The 22,502-nt window shown below is 68.7% G+C and carries 23 protein-coding genes and 1 tRNA gene; 11 read left to right on the top strand and 13 right to left on the bottom strand.

The window, feature by feature from the left end:
• The first annotated feature begins 59 nt into the window (after positions 1-59).
• Positions 60-1,070 (top strand): FUSC family protein, encoded by a 1,011-nt coding sequence (locus tag F6W70_RS00710; RefSeq protein ID WP_151485651.1) that lies wholly within the window; start codon positions 60-62, stop codon positions 1,068-1,070.
• An 18-nt stretch (positions 1,071-1,088) separates the two neighbouring features.
• Here F6W70_RS00710 and F6W70_RS00705 read toward each other — a convergent pair whose 3' ends face one another.
• Together F6W70_RS00705 and dcd are read right to left on the bottom strand one after the other, a co-directional pair.
• A complete protein-coding gene (locus tag F6W70_RS00705; protein ID WP_151485650.1) occupies positions 1,089-1,598 on the bottom strand; it encodes a hypothetical protein in 510 nt (169 codons plus the stop codon).
• A 1-nt stretch (position 1,599) separates the two neighbouring features.
• Entirely contained in the window at positions 1,600-2,205 is a 606-nt protein-coding gene (gene dcd, locus F6W70_RS00700; protein WP_055874903.1) for a dCTP deaminase, read from the bottom strand.
• A 106-nt stretch (positions 2,206-2,311) separates the two neighbouring features.
• On the opposite strand from dcd, the gene F6W70_RS00695 reads away from it, so the two are divergent.
• Both F6W70_RS00695 and F6W70_RS00690 read left to right on the top strand, forming a co-directional pair.
• Complete coding sequence (locus tag F6W70_RS00695) at positions 2,312-6,625, top strand: glycoside hydrolase (protein WP_151485649.1); 4,314 nt, start codon at positions 2,312-2,314, stop codon at positions 6,623-6,625.
• Positions 6,626-6,750: 125 nt separating this feature from the next.
• A tRNA-Gly gene (locus tag F6W70_RS00690) sits at positions 6,751-6,824 on the top strand.
• Between the two features lie 262 nt (positions 6,825-7,086).
• Here the strand turns inward: F6W70_RS00690 and F6W70_RS00685 are convergent.
• The 5 genes from F6W70_RS00685 to F6W70_RS00665 all read right to left on the bottom strand — a co-directional run bounded on the left by F6W70_RS00685 (position 7,087) and on the right by F6W70_RS00665 (position 10,689).
• Complete coding sequence (locus F6W70_RS00685; protein ID WP_151485648.1) at positions 7,087-7,539, bottom strand: DUF6855 family protein; 453 nt, start codon at positions 7,537-7,539, stop codon at positions 7,087-7,089.
• Between the two features lie 4 nt (positions 7,540-7,543).
• Positions 7,544-8,215, bottom strand: coding sequence for a hypothetical protein (locus F6W70_RS00680; protein WP_151485647.1), 672 nt, complete (start codon positions 8,213-8,215; stop codon positions 7,544-7,546).
• 118 nt (positions 8,216-8,333) lie between these two features.
• Positions 8,334-8,783 (bottom strand): hypothetical protein, encoded by a 450-nt coding sequence (locus F6W70_RS00675; RefSeq protein ID WP_151485646.1) that lies wholly within the window; start codon positions 8,781-8,783, stop codon positions 8,334-8,336.
• A 73-nt stretch (positions 8,784-8,856) separates the two neighbouring features.
• A complete protein-coding gene (locus F6W70_RS00670) occupies positions 8,857-10,026 on the bottom strand; it encodes a bactofilin family protein (protein ID WP_151485645.1) in 1,170 nt (389 codons plus the stop codon).
• A 213-nt stretch (positions 10,027-10,239) separates the two neighbouring features.
• On the bottom strand, positions 10,240-10,689 hold the full coding sequence (locus F6W70_RS00665; protein ID WP_288968557.1) for an OsmC family protein: 450 nt from the start codon (positions 10,687-10,689) through the stop codon (positions 10,240-10,242).
• A 142-nt stretch (positions 10,690-10,831) separates the two neighbouring features.
• Here F6W70_RS00665 and F6W70_RS00660 point away from each other — a divergent pair, with 142 nt between their 5' ends.
• The 8 genes from F6W70_RS00660 to F6W70_RS00625 all read left to right on the top strand — a co-directional run bounded on the left by F6W70_RS00660 (position 10,832) and on the right by F6W70_RS00625 (position 19,831).
• The gene (locus F6W70_RS00660) at positions 10,832-11,035 is read left to right on the top strand and encodes a hypothetical protein (protein ID WP_151485643.1); all 204 of its coding nucleotides are present in this window, start codon (positions 10,832-10,834) and stop codon (positions 11,033-11,035) included.
• Between the two features lie 219 nt (positions 11,036-11,254).
• Complete coding sequence (locus F6W70_RS00655) at positions 11,255-13,081, top strand: AMP-dependent synthetase/ligase (protein WP_151485642.1); 1,827 nt, start codon at positions 11,255-11,257, stop codon at positions 13,079-13,081.
• Between the two features lie 17 nt (positions 13,082-13,098).
• The gene (locus tag F6W70_RS00650) at positions 13,099-14,022 is read left to right on the top strand and encodes a DUF1295 domain-containing protein (protein WP_151485641.1); all 924 of its coding nucleotides are present in this window, start codon (positions 13,099-13,101) and stop codon (positions 14,020-14,022) included.
• A 189-nt stretch (positions 14,023-14,211) separates the two neighbouring features.
• Complete coding sequence (locus F6W70_RS00645) at positions 14,212-14,424, top strand: heavy-metal-associated domain-containing protein (RefSeq protein ID WP_055866402.1); 213 nt, start codon at positions 14,212-14,214, stop codon at positions 14,422-14,424.
• On the top strand, positions 14,421-15,386 hold the full coding sequence (locus F6W70_RS00640) for a DUF8832 domain-containing protein (RefSeq protein ID WP_055874936.1): 966 nt from the start codon (positions 14,421-14,423) through the stop codon (positions 15,384-15,386). Before F6W70_RS00645 ends, F6W70_RS00640 begins: the two co-directional genes overlap by 4 nt.
• A 69-nt stretch (positions 15,387-15,455) precedes the next feature.
• A complete protein-coding gene (locus F6W70_RS00635) occupies positions 15,456-17,723 on the top strand; it encodes a heavy metal translocating P-type ATPase (RefSeq protein WP_127483183.1) in 2,268 nt (755 codons plus the stop codon).
• A gap of 53 nt (positions 17,724-17,776) precedes the next feature.
• Positions 17,777-18,052: a YHS domain-containing protein gene (locus tag F6W70_RS00630; RefSeq protein WP_151485640.1), complete on the top strand. Its 276-nt coding sequence runs from the start codon at positions 17,777-17,779 to the stop codon at positions 18,050-18,052.
• A 222-nt stretch (positions 18,053-18,274) separates the two neighbouring features.
• Entirely contained in the window at positions 18,275-19,831 is a 1,557-nt protein-coding gene (locus tag F6W70_RS00625) for a serine hydrolase domain-containing protein (RefSeq protein ID WP_170287834.1), read from the top strand.
• Between the two features lie 16 nt (positions 19,832-19,847).
• Here F6W70_RS00625 and F6W70_RS00620 read toward each other — a convergent pair whose 3' ends face one another.
• Genes F6W70_RS00620 through F6W70_RS00595 form a run of 6 tightly spaced genes read right to left on the bottom strand, consistent with a single transcriptional unit; the run spans position 19,848 to position 22,377 of the window.
• Positions 19,848-20,051 carry a hypothetical protein gene (locus tag F6W70_RS00620; RefSeq protein ID WP_017829698.1) on the bottom strand — a complete coding sequence of 68 codons (204 nt, stop codon included), beginning with the start codon at positions 20,049-20,051 and terminating at the stop codon, positions 19,848-19,850.
• A 38-nt stretch (positions 20,052-20,089) separates the two neighbouring features.
• The gene (locus F6W70_RS00615) at positions 20,090-20,704 is read right to left on the bottom strand and encodes a hypothetical protein (RefSeq protein ID WP_055866412.1); all 615 of its coding nucleotides are present in this window, start codon (positions 20,702-20,704) and stop codon (positions 20,090-20,092) included.
• On the bottom strand, positions 20,701-21,285 hold the full coding sequence (locus F6W70_RS00610) for a DUF6286 domain-containing protein (protein ID WP_151485638.1): 585 nt from the start codon (positions 21,283-21,285) through the stop codon (positions 20,701-20,703). The genes F6W70_RS00615 and F6W70_RS00610 overlap by 4 nt, the downstream gene beginning before the upstream one ends.
• Positions 21,282-21,677 (bottom strand): hypothetical protein, encoded by a 396-nt coding sequence (locus F6W70_RS00605; RefSeq protein WP_151485637.1) that lies wholly within the window; start codon positions 21,675-21,677, stop codon positions 21,282-21,284. Before F6W70_RS00605 ends, F6W70_RS00610 begins: the two co-directional genes overlap by 4 nt.
• Entirely contained in the window at positions 21,677-21,865 is a 189-nt protein-coding gene (locus F6W70_RS00600; protein ID WP_017829702.1) for a DUF2273 domain-containing protein, read from the bottom strand. Before F6W70_RS00600 ends, F6W70_RS00605 begins: the two co-directional genes overlap by 1 nt.
• Positions 21,862-22,377 (bottom strand): Asp23/Gls24 family envelope stress response protein, encoded by a 516-nt coding sequence (locus tag F6W70_RS00595; protein ID WP_151485636.1) that lies wholly within the window; start codon positions 22,375-22,377, stop codon positions 21,862-21,864. The genes F6W70_RS00600 and F6W70_RS00595 overlap by 4 nt, the downstream gene beginning before the upstream one ends.
• Positions 22,378-22,502 lie beyond the last annotated feature (125 nt).

Here is a 22,502-nt window from a genome sequence, read left to right as displayed (position 1 = left end):
CCGCGATGGAGGCCCGGGCTCGGACGTAGGCTGGATCGGTAGCGGATTCGCGGGGCAGAGTGTGGACGGGCGTTCTGCGCGTCGAACCGCACCGCGGTGACCACCGGGTCGCGCTCCGCGCCGCGATCAGCGTCGCGGTCCCCCTCCTCGTGCTCTGGATGCTGGGGCGCCTCGACCTCAGCATCTATGCGAGCTTCGGCGCCTTCGCCGCGCTCTACGGGCGCCATGACGTGTTCCGCGATCGCTTGCGGATGCAGGCCACCGCCGGCGGGGTGATCCTCGCCTCGATGCTCGTCGGCACCGCCCTGTCGGTCCTCGCCGCTCCCGCCCCGGTCAGCATCCTCGTCGTCGCGGTCATCGCATCCGCCGTCACCCTGCTCGCCTACACGATGCGGTGGCACCCTCCAGGGCCGCTGTTCCCGGTGTTCGCGGTCGGGGCATGCGCCACGATCCCGGCGGCAACCGCCTCCTTCGGCGACGTGCTGCTGGTCGGCGGTCCGAGCGTGCTGTTCGGGCTGGCCATCACCGCCCTCATCGGCGTCTTCACGCGCAGCACGGCCGATGCGTCGTCGAGGTCCCGGCAACCCGTGGGCCCCATAGCCGGAGAGATGGCGGCATCGGTCGGAGTGGCGATCGTGGGAGCAGGCTTCGCCGGCCTGCTGATCATGGACTCCCACTGGTACTGGGCAGCCGTCGGCGCGGTCGCCGCCGTGAGCGGACCGCAGCTGAACGCCCGGGTGATCCGCGGCATCCAGCGCCTCGTCGGCACCCTTCTCGGCGTGCTCGTCGCGGCGGCGATCCTCGCGATCGATCTGCCGCCGCTCGCCGTCATCGCGCTCGTGGTCATGCTGCAGGCCGCCGCCGAGCTGTTCGTCGGCCGCAACTACGGCATCGCGATGGTGTTCATCACCCCACTCGCGCTGCTCATGGTGCACCTCGCCGCGCCCACCCCCGTCGACATGCTCCTTCAGGACCGCGCGATCGAGACCGTGATCGGCGTGGCCATCGGCACTCTCGTCGCCGTGGCATCGGCGGCGCTTCGGCGTCGGCGGGGACGCACACGCGCCTGAGTTCGCCTGCGCCCAGGGTCAGGAACGCAGCGCGAAGGTGATCGCCGTCGTGGCGGCCTCGTCGGCACCCGCGAAGGGGAAGGTCGTCGTGTTCAGCAGGTACACCCCGACGATGATCGCGGCGACGAGGAGCACGAACAGGAACGCGAAGATCACGACGGTGAGCACGCGATAGCCGCCGGATGTCGGCGCCTCGGGCGCGACCGACGGCTGGGACCAGTCGTCCGCCACTGCGGCGGGCGGCTCTCCTTCGAGGATGGCGGGGGTCGGGCGTGCACGGTCGGAACCACGACGCGTCGCGGGTGGCGGCGGGACGACCGCATCGACGGACGACACGTCCGAGGGGATGTCCGACGCAGGCTCCGCCAGCAATCCCTCCGGAATCGGGATCTCGGGCGGCGGAGGCGGGATGACGACGTCGGCGGGCGGGATCAGCGGCTCATCCGGCATGGCCTCCCGCGCGTCGGGAAGGTCCGCCCCCTCGGGGACGACGGGCTCTTCCGGCGGTGTGCCGCTGACGTCGCTCATCTCAGCCTCCGACTGCTCCGATGTCGGTGCTGCCGACATCCGTTCGATGGAAGTTCTGGAACGACCGCGAGGCCGTCGGTCCGCGCTGCCCCTGGTACCGGTTGCCATAGGGGCCGGAGCCGTACGGGTTCTCGGCGGGAGACGTGAGCCGGAAGAAGCACAGCTGCCCGATCTTCATCCCCGGCCACAGCTTGATGGGCAGGGTCGCGACGTTCGCGAGCTCGAGCGTCACGTGCCCCGTGAAGCCCGGGTCGATGAACCCTGCGGTGGAGTGCGTGATGAGCCCGAGGCGCCCCAGGGACGACTTGCCCTCGAGGCGCGCCGCGATGTCGTCGGACAGCGTGACCTGCTCGAACGTGGCGCCGAGTGCGAACTCCCCGGGGTGCAGGATGAAGGGCTCGTCGGGGTCGACCTCGATCAGGCGCGTGAGCTCGGGCTGGTCGACCGAGGGATCGATGAACGGGTACTTGTGGTTGTCGAACAACCGGAAGTACCGGTCCAGGCGCACGTCGATGCTCGACGGCTGGATCATCCCGTCTTCGCGAGGCTCGAGGCCGATGCGGCCGGATGCGAGTTCTGCCTTGATGTCGCGGTCGCTGAGAAGCACGGCACCAGCCTAGTTGTCGCGAGCGGGAACTTGTCCGGCCGATCAAGATCCGCTAGATTGTGTTGACGTCGACATGTTAACGTCAACACAATCTGAATGGACAACGATGTCTGCAAGAACAGCGACCACATCCCGGCGCGCACTCGCCATGGCCGCGGTGCTCGCCGCGACCGCTAGCGGTCTCGCCGCCTTCCCGCAGGCGGCCACGGCTGCCGAATCCGATGTCACCCTGACCCCCAATCCCGCCTATGCGGGCGCCCCCTTCAAGGGGTGGGGTTCGAGTCTGGTGTGGATGGCGAACGCGACCGGCTCGTACCCGGCAGAGCTGCGCGATGAGCTCATCGACAAGGTCTTCGGCGACGAGGGCCTGAACCTCAACATCGCGCGCTACAACATCGGCGGCGGCAACGCGACCGATGTGCCCGACTACCTGCGCCCCGGCGGAGCGGTCCCAGGGTGGTGGAACCCGGATGCTCCGCTCACCGACGACGACGGCGCGATCACGTCGAGCTTCGCCGACCGGGACCGCTTCCGCGCCGCGTGGACGGGCGAGAACGCGAGCGACTACGACTTCTCGGCCGATGCCGCACAGCTCGCCTGGGTCTCGGCCATCAAGGACCAGGTCGACACCTGGGAGGCCTTCAGCAACTCCCCGCCCTACTTCATGACCGAGAGCGGCTTCGTCAGCGGCGGTACCGACCCCTGGGCCGACCAGATCCGCCGCGACTCCCTCGACACGTTCGCGACGTACCTCAAGACCGTCGTCGAGCACGTCGAAGACACCCAGGGCATCTCGTTCGACACGATCGACCCGCTGAACGAGCCGAACACCAACTACTGGGGCACCACGATCGGTGGCGACGGCTGGCCCACGAGCGCGAGCAGGCAGGAGGGTGCCCACGCCGGCCCCGCGCTGCAGGCTGACGTGATCAAGGCGCTCGCCGCTGAGCTGGCCGCCTCCGACACCACGACCGACGCCGTGATCTCCGGCCCCGACGAGACGAATCCGCAGCGATTCGTGGAGGACTGGAACGGATGGGACACCGCGGCACGTGACGCCGTCGCCCAGCTGAACGTGCACACCTACTCCACGGGAGGCCGCCACCTGGCTCGTGACATCGCGAAGAGCGCGGCCAAGCCGCTGTGGATGAGTGAGGTCGAGGGCAACTGGGGCGGCGACAGCTGGAACCCGGATGCCATCGAGAACGGGCTCGGCATCGCCCAGCTCGTCAGCTCCGACCTGCGCGAGCTGGAGCCGGAGGCCTGGGTGCTGTGGCAACCGGTCGAAGACCTCTACAACATGGAGAAGGTCGAGAAGAAGAACTGGGGCTCGGTGTTCATCGACTTCGACTGCAACGCCGAGGGCGACTCCGCCCGTCGCCTGGCCGACGGCGACGCGGACGCGGGATGCCACGTCCGCACGAACGCGAAGTACAACACCCTGCGCAACTTCACGCACTACATCGAACCCGGCGACCAGCTGGTGCGGGTCGCCGACAACGACACCACGGCGGCCATCGACGGCGACGGCTCCGGCGCCACGCTCGTGCACACGAACGAGAGCGACCAGGCCCGCACGCTCACGATCGACCTGTCGCTGTTCGGCGACATCGATCAGGGCGCCACGGTGACCCCCGTCGTGACGACGGAGTCTCCGGCATCCGACCCGACGGCGAACGCTCTGCGCACCGGGACAGCGGTCGCGGTCGGCGCAGACGGGACCGCCGTGCTCACGGTTCCCGCGAAGTCGGTGACCACCTTCGTCGTCTCCGGCGTCGAAGGCATCGCCGCCGAGGCACCGGCGCTCCGCGACGGTGAGACCTACACGATCACCGGCGTCCAGAGCGGGCATGCACTGACCGCCTCCGATGACGGCGCCCTCCTCGGCAGCGCCAGGGATCCCGAGCTGATCCCCGTGCAGACCTGGACGGCCTCGCTGTGGATGATGACCTCGACCGACGGCGCGGAGTTCAGCCTGCTGAACGCCGGACGCGGTGCCGTGCTGGATGTCGGGGGCTCCTCGACCTCGGTCGGTGCGAGCGTCGGGGTGTGGCAGTCGAACTGGGGCGCCAACCAGCTGTGGCGGCTCGAGTCGGCACGCGACGACATCGCCCCGTACGCGAGCTTCCGCCCAGGACAGGAATGGCTCGACTCCGACGGCGAGGTGATCCAGGCGCACGGCGGTCAGGTCGTGCCGTCGAAGGATGCCGACGGTCGCACCATCTACTACCTCTACGGCGAAGACCGCACGAACGGGTACCACTCGGCTCCCGGCGTGCACGTCTACAGCTCGTACGACCTGTACAACTGGGACGACCGCGGAGTGGCGCTGCGGGCGCTGTCGTCGAAGGACCAGTTCGAGGACGATCCCTACTTCGAGGCGCTGTACGGCGACTACTCCGCCGCCCAGCAGGACGCCGTCTACCGCGATCTCGGCACAGTGCCCGTCGACGGCGTGACCCCGCCGATCATCGAACGTCCGAAGGTGATCTTCAACGAGAAGACCGGCAAGTGGGTGATGTGGGCGCACATGGACGGCCCGTCGGCGACGTCGTCCGCGCAGTACGCCAAGGCCAACGCCGGGGTCGCGGTGGCGGACTCGCCGTTCGGTCCCTTCAAGTACATCGACAGCTACCGGCTGCACTACGCACCCGACGATGCCGAACCGACCAACCACGCCCCGAACAACCGTGGCATGGCGCGCGACATGAACCTGTTCGTCGACGACGACGGCACCGGCTACATCATCTATTCGAGCGAGGAGAACGCGACCATGTTCATCTCCAAGCTCAACGACGACTACACCGACCTGGCGACTCCCGCCGATGAGGCCGTGCTCGGCGTGGACTACAACCGCATCTTCGTGAACCAGTCGAGGGAATCCCCGGCGATCTTCAAGCACGACGAGCGGTACTTCCTGATCACCTCGGGCACCACGGGATGGAGCCCGAACCCCTCACGGTGGGCGAGCTCCAGCGACATCATGGGCGCGTGGACCGAGATGGGAGACCCGTTCCCCTGGTGGGCGCAGAGCAACTCCTGGAACTCGCAGCCCAGCTCGGTGATCCCGGTGGATCGCGAGCACGGCAAGTACATCTACATGGGCGACCGATGGAACGGCGGCGGCGACCTCAAGAACGCGCAGATGGTGTGGCTGCCGATCAACATGGGCGAAGGCGGCGACTCGCTGGCGGTCGAGGTGCACGACGAGTGGACGCTCGACCAGCTCGACCAGTGGTCGGCGTGGGATGTCTCGGCCGTGCCCGAGACGGTGCAGGTCGGGGGCGCACTCGACACACCGGTGGTCAACGTCACCCAGAACGGCATGATGACCGAGCAGCCCGTGACCTGGAGCATGGCCGGCTCGTTCGACGCACCGGGGATCGTCACCGCGACGGGCACCCTCCCCGAGTTCGGCGGACGCACGTTCACCCGCACGATCGCGGTCGTTCCCGAGGGGCTGCGCTACGCGGTCAACGCCGGTGGACAGCAGACCGCGGACTGGTTGGCCCTGCGGGACGCCGCCGAGGACGAGGGCGACCTGCTCAACAGCCGTGCCGATCAGGCGTATGCCGAGGATGCCGCGAGCGGCGCGTCGTGGGGATACGTCAGCGAGGGCAGCAAGAGCGCGGGCACCGTCGACGGAACGATTTTCTCGACCATGCGATACGCGGTCGACGATCGCGACATCGCCTACCGGTTCGGCGACCTCGAGCCCGGTCGGTACAGCGTGCATGTCGGCTACGCGGACCCCTGGGACCAGTGGGACGACCGCGGCGCGAAGGTGAGTGTGAACGGCACCGTCGTCGAGCAGGACCACGATTACGGCGCGGCCGACGAGGTGCGCAGCTACGGCGACATCGCCGTGGGCGACGAGGGCCAGATCGAACTCGTGCTGCAGCCGACTCGCGACGCCGACGTGCAGGTGAGCTGGATCATGGTGACGCTCGACGAGGCGACGACGCCGGAGCCTGCGCGGGTCACGCTCTCCGCGGATGCCATCACGGCCGGTGACCGGATCACCGTCGACGTCGCCGGACTGGCGCCCGATGAGGTGGTGTCGTTCGCGCTGCACTCCGACCCGATCGACATGGGAACCGTCACGGCGGACGGATCCGGAGCCGGGACGCTGTCCTGGCGCGTGCCGACCGATGTGGCCGCAGGACAGCACCACGTCGTGATGACGCGCGCCGACGGCACCGAGGTGCGGGCGCCCCTGACGGTGCGGGCCGCACAGCCGGGGACCGGCGGAGTCGGCGGAGGGACCACCACCGGAACCGGCTCCGGCGCCGCCGGTGTCGGCGGCCTGGCCTCCACCGGACTCGACGCCGCCGGGCTCACCTCGGCGCTGGCCCTCGCGGCGCTGCTGCTCGCGGCCGGCGGCCTGGCGTTCGCCCGACGACGGGGCGTCCACCGCTGATCGACGCGATCATGGGGTGCCATCGCAGACCACCGTCTGCGATGGCACTCCGACGCGTCCCGTGCTTTGGCCATCGGGCGGCGTACAGGTAGGCTGGCCTTCGCTCGCTCCTCGGATGCGAGTACGGGGCTGTAGTTCAATGGTAGAACTTCTGCTTCCCAAGCAGATAGCGCGGGTTCGATTCCCGTCAGCCCCTCCACACAGAGCTTCCCTCATGAAGAAGCCGGCCATCCAGGCCCATAGCGCCGACGGCGGGGTTTGGACACCCCCTTACCATCTGCGTCGCGCGGGTCTAGCGTTGCTGGCCGCAGTCGGTACTGCTTGCCCGGGGAGGGCGTGCAGGAGCGCTGCGTAGCCGGCGGTCCGCTGTGGTGCGAAGGGGCAGCGCGGCGGGCCGCTGGTGATCCGGGTTCGTCGAAGCAGGAAACCGTCGCCGACGACGGGTTGCACCGGCGGCGGCCCTATGCGCGCGCGATCGCCCTGACGCGATTGTTGCGAGCATTGTGCTCGAGCTCGACGAGGCCGAGGGCTTCGAGAAGAGGCGGCAGGTACATGCCGAAACGGCCTCGATACCCCTTCCGCTGGCCGTACCAGCCACCCACGGGGTTGTCCTCAGCGCGACCCCATGCCTCGACCGAGTCCGGCGCCGGCTCCTTCTTCTCGTCGGCGGCGCCCAGCGTCACCCAGTCGCCGCGTCGGAGCAGTTCTGCGTGGAGGTCATCGATCGCGCGCGCGAGGTAGGTGAGCCTGGTCGACCCCACCTGGCAGACCAAGAGGGCCGGATCGGTGTCGTCATCCCGAAAGATCGTGTACTCGGACGACAAGGGCGCGGTCTTCAGGACCCAGGGGTCCGTCGGAGTCCCTGCGCCGGACCAGTGCTGCTCGTTCATGCTCTCCTCGGCGCTGTCGACCATGCGCTCACGATACTCCCGAAGGCCCGGCGGGGTCTCCCTGTTGCCCGGCTCCCTGCTGGCGAGCGATCTCCACCATCTTGCGTGCGGTCCGGAGGCGGCTCACGAAGTCGGTCACCTTCGACGTCTCACCCTCCCCACGGGGCGGGTTTCGGTAGAGCTTGTCCTTCCTGATCTTCGTCTGCTGGAACAGGACGACGGCTGCATGCGCCTTCGGCTGCTTGATCACGCCGCCAGCAGTGGTCAGGTCCATGAGCAGGCCCAATGATTGACCGTAGAGTCCGGCCAGCTCCTGGCCGCGTTCGGCCATTTCCGTGTAGCGGTTGACCTTCGACACGAGTGCGCATATGGCCGAAGCGAACGCCACCCCCGACACGACGATCCCGGCGACCAGCGGCGGGGCCTGCTCGGTGATCAGGGGCCAGATGGCAAGACCGGTCAACGCCGCGAGGGCGCCCGCCCAGATGGCCCATCTATTGCCTGCCCGTCTCTCTGCATCGGCATACGCCGGCATCTTGTCGTACCAGTACGCGGCGCTCTCCAGGCAGATGAGAAGTCGCGCGAGCGTGACATCCGTCTCCTGTTCCGCCTCCACGGCATCCGCCGTCGCTTCTTGGTCCTCGGCCGCGGGATCGCCCACGGCTTTCCGCCCGGCGGGGACGCCATCAGGGAGAGTCATCCTCACCACCCCCTCACACGTCTTTCGCCGATGCGGTCAGCGGGCCGTCGGCTCCAGTCGACCCTCAACGGCAGCAGTCATCAGAGCCGAAGGTCCCGCGCGCAATGTCCGGCGTGTTCTACCGCCGGTCCTGGGAAGACCGTGAGGCAGGTAGTGGTGCGCGCGGGAGCCAGGCGGCGACGCCGAGCAGAGCCATCACGAGGATGAGCTGAGCGATGCCCGTGGCGAGGTAGAGCACCTGAAGCCAGGACGTCCCTCTGATCATCCCCGTCTCGACGTAGATCCAGAGGATCATTCCGAAACCCGCGACTGCGGACCAGAACAGTCCCGCCTCCCTCCGAGCCAGCAGCAGCCCCATCGCGATCACCTGAGTGCCCCCGACGACGACGAGCAGGATGACACCCGGCCCTATGAAGTTCGAGAACGGACCGGTCGCGAGGAAGGACGAGGGCATCCCGAGCCCCGCGGTGGCCATGAGGCCTACCCCGCCGCTGATGGCTGACGCTGCCTGAAACCCGGCGAGCGCGACCAGGGACCAGAAGGCGGTGTTCCGCAGCCGTTCAGCCATGTTTCCTGCTCCTGTTTCGATGCCGTCGCTGATCCTCTGACGTCTCCCTGCACGATTCGACCGCCGTGGCGGATCACGAGTCGGACGCCGGAGACGTGTCCTCCGTCGGGCCGGGGCGTTCCGACCGCTCCTGGGCCGAGTCCCTCGACGCGGCCCACGGCCTCTGGCGATGGATCTCCAAGAGCTGGGCGCCCAGGCCGAAGCACACCATCGCGAGCCACACCACGATGTTGAGCCAGGGAACCTGCAGCGCCGCGATCAGGATGAGGCCGCCGAGCAGGGATTCGACCACGGGCCGCCGCCTGTCTCGGAAGACCAGCCGGCCGACGTAGTGCGCGACGTAGGGGAATGCGGCGAGCGTCATCGCCAGCCACACCACGGCACCGATGAGTGCGAGCGGAGCGCCGACGACGGTGACGAGAAGGAAGAGGAGCACGATGGGAACGGTGATCGCTGCGACGAAGCCCACGAGCAGCGCCTTCCACGGCGAGGGGAGCAGATGGCCCGTCACGCGGTCCAGCCAGCGCGGGAACGCCAGACCCGCCACGAGCGTGACGAGACTGAAGGCCACCAGGGCATAGAGCAGGCCCAGGAACCACCCGAAGACGACAGCCCACGGGGAGATCTCCACTCGGGGCGATTCGGCCGGGGCGATGCGTTGCACGGTGCCGGCGACCGCCCCTTCCGCGATCCGCGCCTCCCGGTCACTGTGATAGGTCAGGCTTCCGCCGACCGCTCCATCGATGGTGAGGGTTCCGACACTGAGCATCAGATCCCGGCCCACGGTGCCGGCGACGCGCATGTCGCCCGCGGCACCCACGAGATCATCGCCGAAGGAGCCGGTCTCGGTGACCGTCACGTCGGCTGCGAAGATCGTCCCGCTGCGGGACACCTCGCCGCTGATCGTGACCGCCTGCCCGGAGAGCCGCACATTTCCATCGACCGTCCCGGTGATCGTGATGGTCTGCGCTGCGGCGATGACGTCTCCGGTGACGTCCCCGCTGATCGTGACGCTCTGACCGGCAGCGTAGACGTCACCGTTCACGACTCCGGAGACGTCGACCGTCACGCCGGAATAGAACTGCGGCCCGTCTTGGTCGCCGGCAGCCGCGCGCACGCCCACATCCGCTGCTGTCGCCGGCGCCCGAGGAGAGGCGACAGCGCCTGCCCCGGTTCCGATGACGAGCACTCCGAGCGTGAGAGCAAGGGCGATTCGCCTCACCGTGCGAGAACTGTTGCGCATGTCATGACCTCTCAGTGACCCACACCCGGACGCCGCCTGACGCCGCCGCAGGACAGACAAGCACCGACGCTCCCATCGGTATCGCCCGCCCCGAAGAGCCGCGCTCAGTGTGCTCCGATGCCGGACGGTGGTCATAGGGCCAGAGGTCCCGCGGGTCCCTCAGGTGGGGTCGCCGAGGGCGCGCACGATCTCGCGGAACTCGTCCGGGCTCCGTCAGTGCCCCGACGGCTCGGTGGCGGCGACGACGGTCCCGTCGAGCTCACACACGACGGCCAGCGTGTTGTACACGGTCCCGTAGCGGCGCAGATTCTCGTGCAGCAGTTCGATGCGACGCGGGGACTCGTCCGTCACCAGCGAGAGCTCGTACCAGAGTCGCGTGAAGGACGGTGGCCGGTCCTGGCGATGTGCCGTGACCACCACATCGGCGCGTTCATACCGAAACGGAAGGAGTGCGGAGCATCTCTCGACATTCTTCAGCAGGCACGCTGCCAGAGCGGAGGCGAGCAGATCCGCAGGCCCCGGGAGAGCTACCGGCTGCGGGCGGCCCCAACTGGCATCGAAGGCGATCCGCTGTGTCCCCGCCTCGATGACGGCCGCCCCTGCTTCTGTAACGCTCGCATGAACCGTGTAGGCCGTCGTAGGCCGGTCTACCGGACCCGTCATAGTCATGCGTCCAGCTTGGGCGGCTCACAGCCGGAACGAGGGGCGAACGTCCTACGGACATGGACACACTCGGAGAATCCGAGTGCGCATGAACAGGACCTTCGGCCCGACGACCCGAGCGAATCCGCCCGACGATTGCTCCATGGGTGAAGAACGGAGCACGATCAAAGTCGTCGAGAAGGCGGGCCCGTGGGGGTTCTTCTTCCTCCTTGCCTACGTGGGCGCTGCCATCTACTTCATCTCACGCTCCGGCGGGGCGTTCTGGGATGTCGTCCTCGGCCTTCTCCAGGCAGCCGTCTGGCCCGTCTACCTGACCTTCCACGTGCTCGAAGCGCTGGGAGTATGAGGCCTGCCCACGACGCCCATCGTCGGCGGACAGTGGATCGAGCCGTATCATCTGGAAGTGACATCCATGAAGCCCCCGGACCCCGGGGGCTTTGTCGTCGGGTCGACCACTTCGCGCCCGGCAGGACATCCCATCCGAATCGTCATCGGTTCCGAACAAGGGCGGATGGGCGATGCTCGCGCGCCCTCCGAGCCGCCCGCACGACCGAGAGGAGCCCCGATGCTCGAGTCATCGACCCCGCCGCTTGCCGCCCTCGACGGCTACCGCAACGTCACCGACCTGCTCGTGGCGCGGGCCGCCGCCGCCCCGGGCCACGTGGCATTCGAGGTCGAAGACCCGTCGACCGGCTCGTGGCGACCGATCACGACGCGTGGTTTCGAAGAGGAGGTGCGCGCTCTGGCGAAGGGCTTCATGGCCCAGGACATCCAGGCAGGCGACCCGATCGCGATCATGGCGCCCACGCGCTACGAGTGGGCCGTCGCCGACCTCGCGGCCTGGTTCGCCGGCGCCGTCGTCGTGCCGATCTACGAGACCTCCTCGCCCTCACAGGTGAACGCCATCGTCGCGGACGCCGATGTGCGTCTGGCGATCGGCGGCACCGCGGAGCACACGGCGCTCCTGCGGGACGCGCTCGCGAAGACGAACACCGTCACGCTCGGCGCGTGGACGATGGATGCCGAGACGACCGGCACCCTTGCCGATCTGGTCGCGGGCGGTGTCGGCGTCACCGACGAGGAACTCGAGGCCCGCAGAACGACCGCCACCCAGGACGATCCTGCGACGATCGTCTACACCTCGGGCACCACGGGCGAGCCCAAGGGCGTCGTGCTCAGCCACCGGAACTTCCTCGGTCAGGTGCTCAACATCGCCGCCGCGTACAGCGAGATCGTGAACGAAGACGGCAACACCGTCATCTTCCTGCCCCTCGCCCATGTGCTGGCGCGCGGGCTTCAGCTGATCTGCCTGGCCAGCGGCATGCGCATCGCGCACCTGTCCGACCCGTCGACGGTCGTCGCCACCCTCGACACCCTGCGCCCGACCTTCCTGGTCGTCGTGCCGCGGGTGCTGCAGAAGATCCGGGCGGCCGCCGCGGGCAAAGCCGCCGACAAGGGCCTCGCGGGAGTCTGGGCGAAGGCCGAGGCCACGGCCATCGCGTGGGGCCGCCGCGCCGAGCGGATCGACGCCGGCAGGCGCATCGCCAGGAACCGCGGCCTCCGCGTGCGCCACCGCGTCTTCGACGCCCTCTTCTACCGGCGTCTTCGCACCGTGATGGGTGGGAGGGTCGGGTACATCCTGTCGGGCGGAGCGGCCCTCGACACCGAGCTCTCGCTCTTCTTCCGCGGCATCGGGGTCCCCGTCATCGAGGGCTACGGCCTCACCGAGACGACGGCGCCGCTCACCGGCAACCTGCCCGGTCGCATCGCCTCGGGCAGCGTCGGCTCGCCCCTGCCGGGGCTCACCGTTCGCATCAGCGATGAGGGCGAAGTTCTGGCCCGCGGCCTCGGCGTCTTCAGCGGCTATCGCAACCCGGCCCACGACGAGGGCGCCTTCGTCGACGGCTTCTTCCGCACCGGCGATCTCGGGCGACTCGACGAGCAGGGCAGGCTGATCCTCGAAGGCCGGCTCAAGGACGTGATCGTGACGTCGAACGGCAAGACGATCGTGCCGACCCGCTGGGAGAGCGCGGTCGAAGCGAATCCGCTCGTCTCGCACGCGGTGATGGTCGGCGAGGGCAAGCCGTACCTCTCCGCGCTGCTCGTCCTCGACCCGGAGCAGGCCAGGGCGTGGGCCGCCGCGGAAGGCACCAGCATCCCCGTGGCCGCGCCGTCCGACATCCGTGCGGTGAACGACCCGGCGCTGCGCGCCCACCTGCAGCGCGCCGTCGACGCCGCCAATGCCCTCGTGGCGCGCAGCGAGCAGGTCCGCCGGTTCAGCGTGGTCTTCGCCGACCTCGACGACCGCGGGCTCGTCACACCGACCATGAAACTCAAGCGGAACGTCGTGCTGGATCGCGCAGCCGTCACCGTCGAAGACCTGTACCTCTGAGAAACAGAAAGCACGCCATGTCCTCCCCCGCACCCACAGCCCCCAAGTCCTCCCGCTCCTCTCTCATCGCGATCATCGCCGCGCTCGTGATCGGCGCACTCGTCGCGCTCGCCGGCAGCCAGAACAGTGCGACGCTCGGCGGCATCCCGCTGTTCGCCCTGGCCGTCGCCGCGGCCTTCGCGATCCAGGTCATCGCTTTCATCCCCGCGATGATCCTGCAGACCGAGCGGTTCTTCGATCTCACCGGCAGCCTCACCTTCCTCGTGATCTCCGCCGCACTCGTCCTCCTGTCGCCCCTGCCCGACGTGCGCAGCTGGATCCTCGCGGCGATGGTGATGCTGTGGGCCGCCCGCCTCGGATCCTTCCTGGCCCTGCGCGTGCACAAGGCCGGATCAGACGGCCGTTTCGACGAGATCAAGGGCTCCCCGCTGCGCTTTCTCCAGGTGTGGGTGATCCAGGGCGCGTGGGTGTCGCTGACCGCGGCCGCCGCCTGGATCGCGATCAGCACGGATGCCGGTGCCCGCGCCCCCATCGGGTGGCTGACCGTCGTGGGCATCATCGTGTGGGTCATCGGCATGGCGATCGAGATCGTCGCCGACGCGCAGAAGTCGGCGTTCCGCGCAGACCCGCAGAACCGGGACGAGTTCATCCGCACCGGCCTGTGGTCGCGGTCGCGCCACCCCAACTACTTCGGCGAGATCGTCATCTGGGTGGGCGTTTTCGTCACCGCCGCCCCGGTGCTCGCCGGATGGCAGTGGGTCGCACTCCTCTCGCCGCTGTTCGTGATCCTGCTGCTCACCCGGGTCAGCGGCATCCCGCTGCTGGAGGCGCGCGCCGAGAAGAAGTGGGGCGATCGCGCCGACTACATCGCCTACCGCGAGAACACGCCCTCCCTGATCCCGCGGCTCACGCGGCCGGCCGTGCGCGAGAAGGCCGCATAGACCCTCAGCGCACCTCATCGCCGTAGCCCGGCACGAACGCCTCCTCGTCGACGGCGCAGGTCACGACCGTGATCTGCGCCGTCGACGTCTTTCTGCGCGTCTTCCGAGGATCTTGAGGAATACCCCACCGGGGTATACGGTTATGACTAGTACCCCATACGGGTACTGACCACGAGAAGAGGAAACGCGATGACCACGAACGAGTTCCAGGTGACCGGCATGACCTGCGGACACTGCGAGATGTCGATCCGCGAAGAGGTCTCCGAAGTCCCGGGTGTCGAAGACATCCAGGTGAGCGCACAGACGGGCACGCTCGTCGTCACCGGCTCCGGTTCCCTCGACGATGCGCAGATTCTGGCTGCCGTCGCGGAGGCGGGGTACTCGGCGGTGCGGACGGTATGAACGCCGGGGCGCGCCTCACGATCTACGGAATCGGCGTGGTGGTGGCGTTCGGTGGGGCCTTCGGCCTCGCCAGCGCCATCGTTCCCCCGAGCGTTGTCAGCGAGTGGAAGGAAGGTACGGAGATGAACAGTCACGACGGCGGCCACGATGCCGCCACGACGGCCGCGGAGGAGTCTGCGAATGTCGCTGCGGACAGCCTGAAAGGCCTTTCGCTCGGCCTGGAAGGATACGTCCTGTCGCCGGTCGAGGCGCCGGGAGCCGTCGCAACCTCCGGCGAGCTGCAGTTCCAGATCCTCGACGCCGCAGGCACCCCGGTCACGGACTACACGACCGCGCATGACAAGGACCTGCACCTGATCGTGGTGCGCTCGGACGGGAGCCTGTTCCGTCACGTCCACCCGACGCTGGATGAGAGCACGGGCATGTGGTCACTGCCGTGGGAATGGACGGAAGCCGGGACCTATCGCGTCTTCGCGGACTTCACCCCCGCCGGCACGGATGCCCCTTCGCTCACTCTCACGCGCACGGTCCAGGTGGCGGGCGAGTTCACCCCGGTGGCGCCGCAGCCGACGCAGACCGCACAGGTCGGCGACTTCACGGTCTCGCTCGACGGCGACCTCACGGCGGGAACAGCGAAAGACCTCACCCTCACCGTGACGCGAGACGGCAAGCCCGTCACCGCTCTGGAGCCCTACCTGGGGGCTTTCGGCCACCTCGTCGCATTGCGCGACGGCGACCTCGCCTACCTGCACGTGCACGCCAAGGGGGAAGAGCCTGAGGTCGGCGAGACCTCAGGGCCCGAGATCGAGTTCGCCGCCGAGGCGCCGACCGCCGGCCGGTACTTCCTGTACCTCGACTTCCAGGTCGACGGACAGGTGCACACCGCCGAGTTCGTGGTCGACGCCGCTTCGGGGGATGACGCGGCCGTGTCCGACGGCGACTCCCACGACGACGGGCACTGAGCGACGAGCATCGCCCTGCGGCAGCTCCGCGCTGCTACCCGCACACACAGCCGACAGAAGGAAAAGCACATGAGTACATCAGCACCTCCGAGCATGGGGTCAGGCGTCGAGTTGGAGATCGGCGGGATGACCTGCGCGTCGTGCGCGATGCGGATCGAGAAGAAGCTGAACAAGCTCGAGGGTGTCGTGGCGACCGTGAACTACGCGACCGAGAAGGCGAAGATCACGGTCCCTGACGGCTACGACCCTGCGGTGCTGATCGCCGAGGTGGAGAAGACGGGGTACTCCGCGGCCCTGCCCGCCCCGAAGGGGAAGAGGAACGACGGGGCGGCCGCCGGTGACGCCGACGACGCGGATCCTGAGTTGCGGTCACTGCGCAACCGACTGATCGGCGCGATCGTGCTGACCGTGCCCGTGATCGCGATGGCGATGATCCCCGCGCTGCAGTTCACGTACTGGCAGTGGGCCTCGCTCGCGCTGGCTGCTCCTGTGATCCTCTGGGCGGCATGGCCCTTCCATAAGGCCGCATGGACCAACCTGAAGCACGGCGCCGCCACGATGGACACGCTCATCTCGATGGGCACCTCGGCCGCGTTCCTGTGGTCGTTGTACGCACTGTTCTTCGGCACAGCGGGCACGCCAGGCATGACGCACCCGTTCGAGTTCGCGCTGGCCCCGTCCGACGGGGCGGCGAACATCTACCTCGAGGTGGGCGCAGGGGTGACCATGTTCATCCTCGCCGGGCGGTACTTCGAGAAGCGGTCGAAGAAGCAGGCCGGCGCGGCCCTGCGCGCTCTCCTCGAACTCGGCGCGAAAGAGGTCGCCGTCCTGCGTGGCGGTGTGGAGACGAAGATCCCCGTCGAGGATCTCCAGGTGGGCGACGAGTTCATCGTGCGCCCCGGGGAGAAGATCGCCACTGACGGTGTGGTCGTCTCCGGCACCTCGGCCGTGGACGCATCCATGCTCACCGGAGAGGCCGTCCCGGTCGAGGTGGCCGAGGGCGACGCCGTCACCGGTGCCACGACGAACGTCGGCGGCCGACTCGTGATCCGTGCGACGCGAATCGGCTCGGACACGCAACTGGCACAGATGGCACAGCTGGTCGAGGACGCCCAGACCGGGAAGGCCGAGGTGCAGCGCCTCGCCGACCGGATCTCCGGGGTGTTCGTGCCGATCGTGATCGTGATCGCCTTCGTGGCCCTCGGCGGCTGGCTCGGGGCAGGATTCCCCGTGACCGCGGCGTTCACGGCGGCGGTCGCCGTGCTCGTGATCGCTTGCCCGTGCGCGCTCGGTCTGGCGACCCCCACGGCGCTTCTGGTCGGCACTGGTCGCGGCGCGCAGATGGGCGTGCTCATCAAGGGCCCGGAGGTTCTGGAGTCCACCCGCAAGGTCGACACCGTCGTGCTGGACAAGACCGGCACCGTCACCACCGGCAAGATGACGCTCGTCGGCGTTTTCACAGAGGACCGCACAGATCGTGCAGAACTGCTGCGGCTGGCCGGCGCCCTGGAGGATGCCTCGGAGCACCCCATCGCACAGGCGATCGCCAAGGGGGCGACCCAGGAGGTCGGTTCTCTGCCGACCCCCTCGGACTTCGCGAACATCGAGGGCAAGGGAGTACAGGGGATCGTCGACGGCCACGCCGTGCTCGTCGGCCGCGATTCGCTCCTCGCCGAGTGGTCGCAGCAGCTGAGCCGTGAACTCGCGTCGACGAAGGCCCGCGCCGAGAGCGAGGGAAAGACCGTCGTCGCCGTGGGGTGGGACGGTCAGGCCCGAGGCATTCTCGTCGTGGCCGACACCGTGAAGCCGAGCAGCGCCGAAGCGATCGCTCAGTTCAAGGCGATCGGGTTGACCCCCATCCTGCTCACCGGAGACAACGAGGCCGTGGCCCGGCAGATCGCGGCCGAGGTGGGTATCGAGGAAGTCATCGCCGAAGTCCTCCCGAAGGACAAGGTCGATGTCGTCACCCGATTGCAGCGCGAAGGCAAGGTGGTCGCGATGATCGGCGACGGCGTCAACGACGCCCCCGCGCTCGCACAGGCCGATCTCGGACTCGCGATGGGTACCGGCGCGGATGTCGCGATCGAAGCATCCGACATCACCCTGGTGCGCGGCGATCTGCGCAGCGCGGTCGACGCGATCCGGCTGTCGCGAAAGACACTCGGAACGATCAAGACCAACCTGTTCTGGGCCTTCGCCTACAACGTCGCGGCGATCCCCGTCGCCGCACTCGGAATGCTCAACCCCATGCTCGCCGGCGCGGCGATGGCGCTTTCCAGCGTCTTCGTCGTCGGCAACAGCCTGCGCCTGCGCGGGTTCAAGAGCATCGCCAAGTGATGACACGCACCATCTCCCTCCACCAGAAGCACTCGAGAAAGGAACCATCCCGCATGACGAACAACACCGAGGCCGCTCCCAGCTGTTGCAGCACCAGCGCCATCAACCCCGCCGCCGCAGGCAACGGCCGCGAGAACCTGTTGACCAGCACAGCAGGCGATGACCTCACCACCTGCCCGGTCATGGTCGGCAACCCGGTCAGCAAGACGGCCGCGGAGGCCGCCGGCCTCTACCGTGACCACGAGGGCGAGCGATACTACTTCTGCTGCGCCGGGTGCGGTCCGGCCTTCGACTCGGACCCCGCCAAGTACGCCGCCCAGATGGCGTGAGCCCGACGCGGGGTTCGCGGCGCCTCTGCGTGCGCCGTGAACCCCGCGGCGTCGTGGAGAGAAGCGCCGCCGAGGTACCGGCCCCGCAGCGCGCAGCCGCCTTCGTGACCCCGCACACATCCGGTCGCGACACTCGGTTCCCGCGGACATGACTTCATGCGCGGGGCACGAGAGGCTGGAGACGAACCGGCGTTCCTGCCACCCCAGAACAAGGGAGTCTCCATGTCCAGCGAAACCCTCGTGGTGCCGCTCATCGATCAGCTCGATGCCTTCTTCGGCCAGTACACGGCGGCGGGCCAGTCACCGGGACTCGTGTACGGACTCGTCGGGGCTGACGGCCTCGAGCACACCCGGGGGTTCGGGACCGCCGACGACCAGGGCAACGCCCCCGACGCCGACACGGTCTTCCCGATCGCGTCGATGACCAAGAGCTTCGTGGCGCTCGGCGCGCTGCTCGCCCGCGACCGCGGACTCCTCGACCTGAACGCCCCCATCACCGATTTCTATCCGCAGTGGCACGGCACCGTGGGCGAGGAGCCTGCTGTCGCCCCGACCCTGCGGCAGCTGCTCAGCATGGGCGGCGGTCTCACCGAGGACAACTCGTGGGTCGACCCGTTCCTGGGCCTGTCCGAAGCGGAGCTCGTCGAGCGGATCCGACCGGGCTTCAACTACAGCAACCACCCCGGCAGCGCCTTCGAGTACTCGAACATCGGCTTCACGATGGCGGGGCTCGCGGTGGGCAAGGCCGTCGGTCGGCGCGTGGAGGACTGGGTCACCGACGAGATCCTGCGGCCGCTCGGGATGAACAGCACGTGGTTCGACAACCGCGCCCCGGAGGGCGGCACTCTCCGGGCGGTCGGCTACTCGCTGAACACCGAGGGCGAATGGGCGGGGTTCCCTCCGGCCGTGTCCGACGCCATGGCCGCGGCAGGAGGCATGCAGTCGACGATCACCGACCTGAGCGTCTGGGTGCGCTTCCTCGCCGCGGCCACCCGACCAGCCACGGCCAGTGCGGACGATGGCGACGCGGTCGTCAGCCGGGCCTCACGGCGCGAGCTGCAGCGCATCCATCAGGTCGACATCCCCTCCCTCCAGGCGCGACCCGATGGCACCTGGAAGTTCGTCACGGGCGGCTACGCGCTCGGCCTCTTCGTGCGTGAAGACCTGCACCGCGGCCGGATCGTCACGCACAGCGGCGGTCTTCCCGGGTTCATCCTGAACATGGTGTGGCACGCCGATTCCGGTACCGGTGTGGTCGTGCTCACCAACAGCCACCGGGGCAACCCCGTGTCTCTGTCGGAGGATGCGCTGTTCCGCGCCCTCGCCGTGCACGACACCCCCGCCCGGACCGTGCGGCCGTGGCCGGAGACGCGGCGACTGATGGCGGCAGCAGACGCGCTGGTCCGCTCCTGGGATGACGATGCGGCCGCCGAGATCTTCGCCGACAACATCGACTTCGATCGTCCGCTTCCTCAGCGCCGCGCCGCGATCGATGAGCTCATCGCCCAGGTGGGTCCGCTGCGCCAGGATGCAGGAGCACCGGAGATCGTCTCCTCGGCGACTCCGGCCGACATCACGTGGTCAATCCCCGCCGAGCGGGGCGAGCTGATCTGCATGATCCACCTCACCCCGGTGCGGCCAGCGCAGATCCAGGAGTTCGAGGTGATCGCGGTCGACCGCGGCGTGCCGCGCGCGGCCCGGCCCACCGACGTCTCTGCCCGACGTCGCACCTACGCCCGCCCGACGGTGAGCCCGCTGCCGAACACGCACGTCGTCTGAGGCGACGGCGCCTCGGTCAGCCGCGAAGTGCCTTGCGCGCCTTCTTGGCCGCCTTCTCGGCGGCCTTGTGGCGCTGCTTCCTGGCCTTCGGGTCGTTCCACATCCGCACCAGCTGATGCCTCACCGACTCGCCCTTGTTGATCTGCACGGTCGCCGACCGACTGCCGAGGACGTATGCGACGAAGGCGACGCCGACGACGAGGAGGATCTTGTTGCGCATGATGCCTGCTTTCTGCGGAGGTGCGGCGACCCGCGCGCTCAGGAGAGTCGACGCTGGTCGTGCGCGAGGCGGGCCCGAAGGCTCGTGTGGACCGAGACGAACGTCTCGGTGTCGCGGCCGGTCAGGACCGCGAGGTTGGCGAGCAGTCGGTCGACATGGTCGACGAGCTCGCGCGGATCGGTGTTCTGCCGCGGGGTGACCGACACGTGCAGCACCGGCCGGCGGCGCACGTCGTTGGCCGTGACCTGCGCCGAGAGGACCTCGTCCCGAGTGGTGAGGGAGTTCTTCACCGCATCCGACACGAACGATTCGTTGACGGTCACGCGGCCCAGAGGGTTCTGTGCTCCCGTCGAGCGGAGCACGGTCTTCGAGCGGCGACCCGCGATGCTCGTGAGCGCGAGGATCAGCAGGACGATGACGACCACGATCGCCACGACAGCGCCGATGCCGATCCATGACAGGCCGCCACCGGCGATCGCGGTCGCGGCGATCGCCTGGTCGAGCCAGGACTGCGCGTCCTCGCCACCTGCGGCCCAGATGTCCGACGCCGTCGGCCAGCTCATGATGGCGATGCCGAGGGCGCCGAGCCCGAGGAACAGCACCCCGATGATCAGGAGCAGGGTGCGATTCAACGCACGATTGGTGTTGTTCACAGTTCGTCCTCCTTCTCGGCGGGTCGCTCGATGCGCACCCGGGTGCGGACCCGGTGGGCCAGCCGGTAGGTCTGCAGCTCCGCCTCGGCGGCCGAGGCCACGTCGGCCTTGTCGAGCGGGATGCCGATGCCGGGGCGCACGGTCACGTCGACGGTGCGATGACCGACGCCGACGGTGATGCTGTCGCGGGCGAGGCCGGTCTCCTCTGCGAGGTGCTGGGCCAGCGCGCTGGCGATCACACCGTTGTCCACGACCACGGCCCGTCCACCCCCGTCCAGGACATGCCTCGAGAGCCGCCCCGGGGTGATGGCCAGCACGATGAAGATCACGCCGATGAGGGCGAGGACGACGCTGCCGGCGATCACGAGCCCGGCGGGCTGCGCGGTGGGAAGCCCGATGAGCCACCCTCCGGCTGCGGCCGGACCGATCAGGAGCGCGGGCTGCGCGGCGAGGCTCAACACGATCTCGAGCCCGATGTATGCGAGGGCCAGGATGAGCAGGATCACCGCGACGAACATCGCGACGGTCCGCGGCGAGTGCGTCTCGCGTCGGATGACGCGGCGCAGAACCGGGGTGCTCATTGCACTCGTCTCCTTTCCGGGATGGTGGCACCGGTGACGGTGAGGTTGATGCGGATGACGTTGCGTCCGAGGATCGCGCTCAGGTGCTGCTGCAACTGCTCCTGCAGATCCCGCGCCCGCTCGAGAACAGGCAGGGTCTGAGCGATCGCGGCCGTGTCATCCAGGCGGGGGACGGGAAGAGGCGCGGCGATGCGCACCGTGATCCCCCTGGGGTGCTCCGCGACATCGACCTTCACGTCGCTGCGAGGCACCCCGATCAACGTCGCGGACGCCTTCTCGGTGACCGTGCGATAGACACGCTCCTTCACCTCGACGCGACCGCGGAGGGCGGCCCCGCCGGCGGCGACTCCCGAGAGAGCGTCGCCGCCGGCGATGTGCTGGTCGGCACGCATCAGGAGGTGCGCCGCCCGGTGAAGACGTCTGCGAGACCGCGGACGTCGAGCTTGCCGGAGGCGATTCGGCCCACGAGCGCCCCGATGCCCGCGAACACGGCCATGAGGAGGAACCCCCAGAACCCGAACAGCAGGGCGGCGAGGGCCAGCAGAGCGCCGATCAGGGCGCCGACCGTTGTGGCGCTCATGAGACGCGCGACTCCTCGTCGTCGTTGTCGTCGCCGGGCACGTGCACGTCGTTGACCTCGACGTTGACCTCGACGACCTCGAGGCCGACCAGGCGGCTGATCGCACCGGCGACAGCAGCACGGACGTTGTTCGCGACATCCTGGATGGGTGCCGGGTACTCGACGACGATGGTCAGGTCGGCTGCAGCCTGCGTGTCGCCGACCTCGACCTTGACGCCCTGAGCGAGGTCGGTGGCGTTGATGACGTCGCGGATGGCGCCGAAGGCGCGGGCTCCGCCGCCGCCGAGCGCGTAGACGCCGGGGACCTCACGCGCGGCGATGCCGGCGACCTTGGCCACCACACCGTCAGCGATGGTCGTCTTACCCGCGGCGTTCTCGTCGGCGGGGACGCGCGAAGCGGAGAATCCGCTCGACCGGTCGACGCGCGACGCGGAGGCGCCGGCAGCCTTCGGAGCAGCCTGAGCGAGCTCCTTCTCGGCCGGAGCGGGGGTGTTCTGGTCCTGGTTTGCCATGAGGTGTCCCATCTCGATCTGAAGACCGGACGCGGGTCCCGTGTGAGACTCCCGCCGGGAGCGAAATGCTCGCTCGGAGATAGGACGTGCGCGCACGTCGATTCGTCACAAAGTCGTTCCGGATC

Origin of the sequence: Microbacterium maritypicum (assembly GCF_008868125.1) — a bacterium.
GTDB lineage: Bacteria > Actinomycetota > Actinomycetes > Actinomycetales > Microbacteriaceae > Microbacterium > Microbacterium maritypicum.
Note: the sequence above shows the minus strand (reverse complement) of the source record. Positions and strands in the feature narration are given on the sequence as shown.

What these genes read in the sequence shown, in the direction of transcription:
- F6W70_RS00675 (WP_151485646.1), bottom strand. Translation starts at nt 8,783, where the DNA reads ATGGCTGAACGGCTGCGGAACACCGCCTTCTGGTCCCTGGTCGCGCTC.
- F6W70_RS00645 (WP_055866402.1), top strand. Translation starts at nt 14,212, where the DNA reads ATGACCACGAACGAGTTCCAGGTGACCGGCATGACCTGCGGACACTGC.
- F6W70_RS00680 (WP_151485647.1), bottom strand. Translation starts at nt 8,215, where the DNA reads ATGACTCTCCCTGATGGCGTCCCCGCCGGGCGGAAAGCCGTGGGCGAT.
- F6W70_RS00595 (WP_151485636.1), bottom strand. Translation starts at nt 22,377, where the DNA reads ATGGCAAACCAGGACCAGAACACCCCCGCTCCGGCCGAGAAGGAGCTC.
- F6W70_RS00650 (WP_151485641.1), top strand. Translation starts at nt 13,099, where the DNA reads ATGTCCTCCCCCGCACCCACAGCCCCCAAGTCCTCCCGCTCCTCTCTC.
- F6W70_RS00670 (WP_151485645.1), bottom strand. Translation starts at nt 10,026, where the DNA reads ATGCGCAACAGTTCTCGCACGGTGAGGCGAATCGCCCTTGCTCTCACG.
- F6W70_RS00600 (WP_017829702.1), bottom strand. Translation starts at nt 21,865, where the DNA reads ATGAGCGCCACAACGGTCGGCGCCCTGATCGGCGCTCTGCTGGCCCTC.
- F6W70_RS00705 (WP_151485650.1), bottom strand. Translation starts at nt 1,598, where the DNA reads ATGAGCGACGTCAGCGGCACACCGCCGGAAGAGCCCGTCGTCCCCGAG.
- F6W70_RS00630 (WP_151485640.1), top strand. Translation starts at nt 17,777, where the DNA reads ATGACGAACAACACCGAGGCCGCTCCCAGCTGTTGCAGCACCAGCGCC.
- F6W70_RS00695 (WP_151485649.1), top strand. Translation starts at nt 2,312, where the DNA reads ATGTCTGCAAGAACAGCGACCACATCCCGGCGCGCACTCGCCATGGCC.
- F6W70_RS00685 (WP_151485648.1), bottom strand. Translation starts at nt 7,539, where the DNA reads ATGGTCGACAGCGCCGAGGAGAGCATGAACGAGCAGCACTGGTCCGGC.
- F6W70_RS00640 (WP_055874936.1), top strand. Translation starts at nt 14,421, where the DNA reads ATGAACGCCGGGGCGCGCCTCACGATCTACGGAATCGGCGTGGTGGTG.
- F6W70_RS00620 (WP_017829698.1), bottom strand. Translation starts at nt 20,051, where the DNA reads ATGCGCAACAAGATCCTCCTCGTCGTCGGCGTCGCCTTCGTCGCATAC.
- F6W70_RS00635 (WP_127483183.1), top strand. Translation starts at nt 15,456, where the DNA reads ATGAGTACATCAGCACCTCCGAGCATGGGGTCAGGCGTCGAGTTGGAG.
- F6W70_RS00665 (WP_288968557.1), bottom strand. Translation starts at nt 10,689, where the DNA reads ATGACGGGTCCGGTAGACCGGCCTACGACGGCCTACACGGTTCATGCG.
- F6W70_RS00610 (WP_151485638.1), bottom strand. Translation starts at nt 21,285, where the DNA reads ATGAGCACCCCGGTTCTGCGCCGCGTCATCCGACGCGAGACGCACTCG.
- F6W70_RS00625 (WP_170287834.1), top strand. Translation starts at nt 18,275, where the DNA reads ATGTCCAGCGAAACCCTCGTGGTGCCGCTCATCGATCAGCTCGATGCC.
- F6W70_RS00655 (WP_151485642.1), top strand. Translation starts at nt 11,255, where the DNA reads ATGCTCGAGTCATCGACCCCGCCGCTTGCCGCCCTCGACGGCTACCGC.
- F6W70_RS00660 (WP_151485643.1), top strand. Translation starts at nt 10,832, where the DNA reads ATGGGTGAAGAACGGAGCACGATCAAAGTCGTCGAGAAGGCGGGCCCG.
- F6W70_RS00605 (WP_151485637.1), bottom strand. Translation starts at nt 21,677, where the DNA reads ATGCGTGCCGACCAGCACATCGCCGGCGGCGACGCTCTCTCGGGAGTC.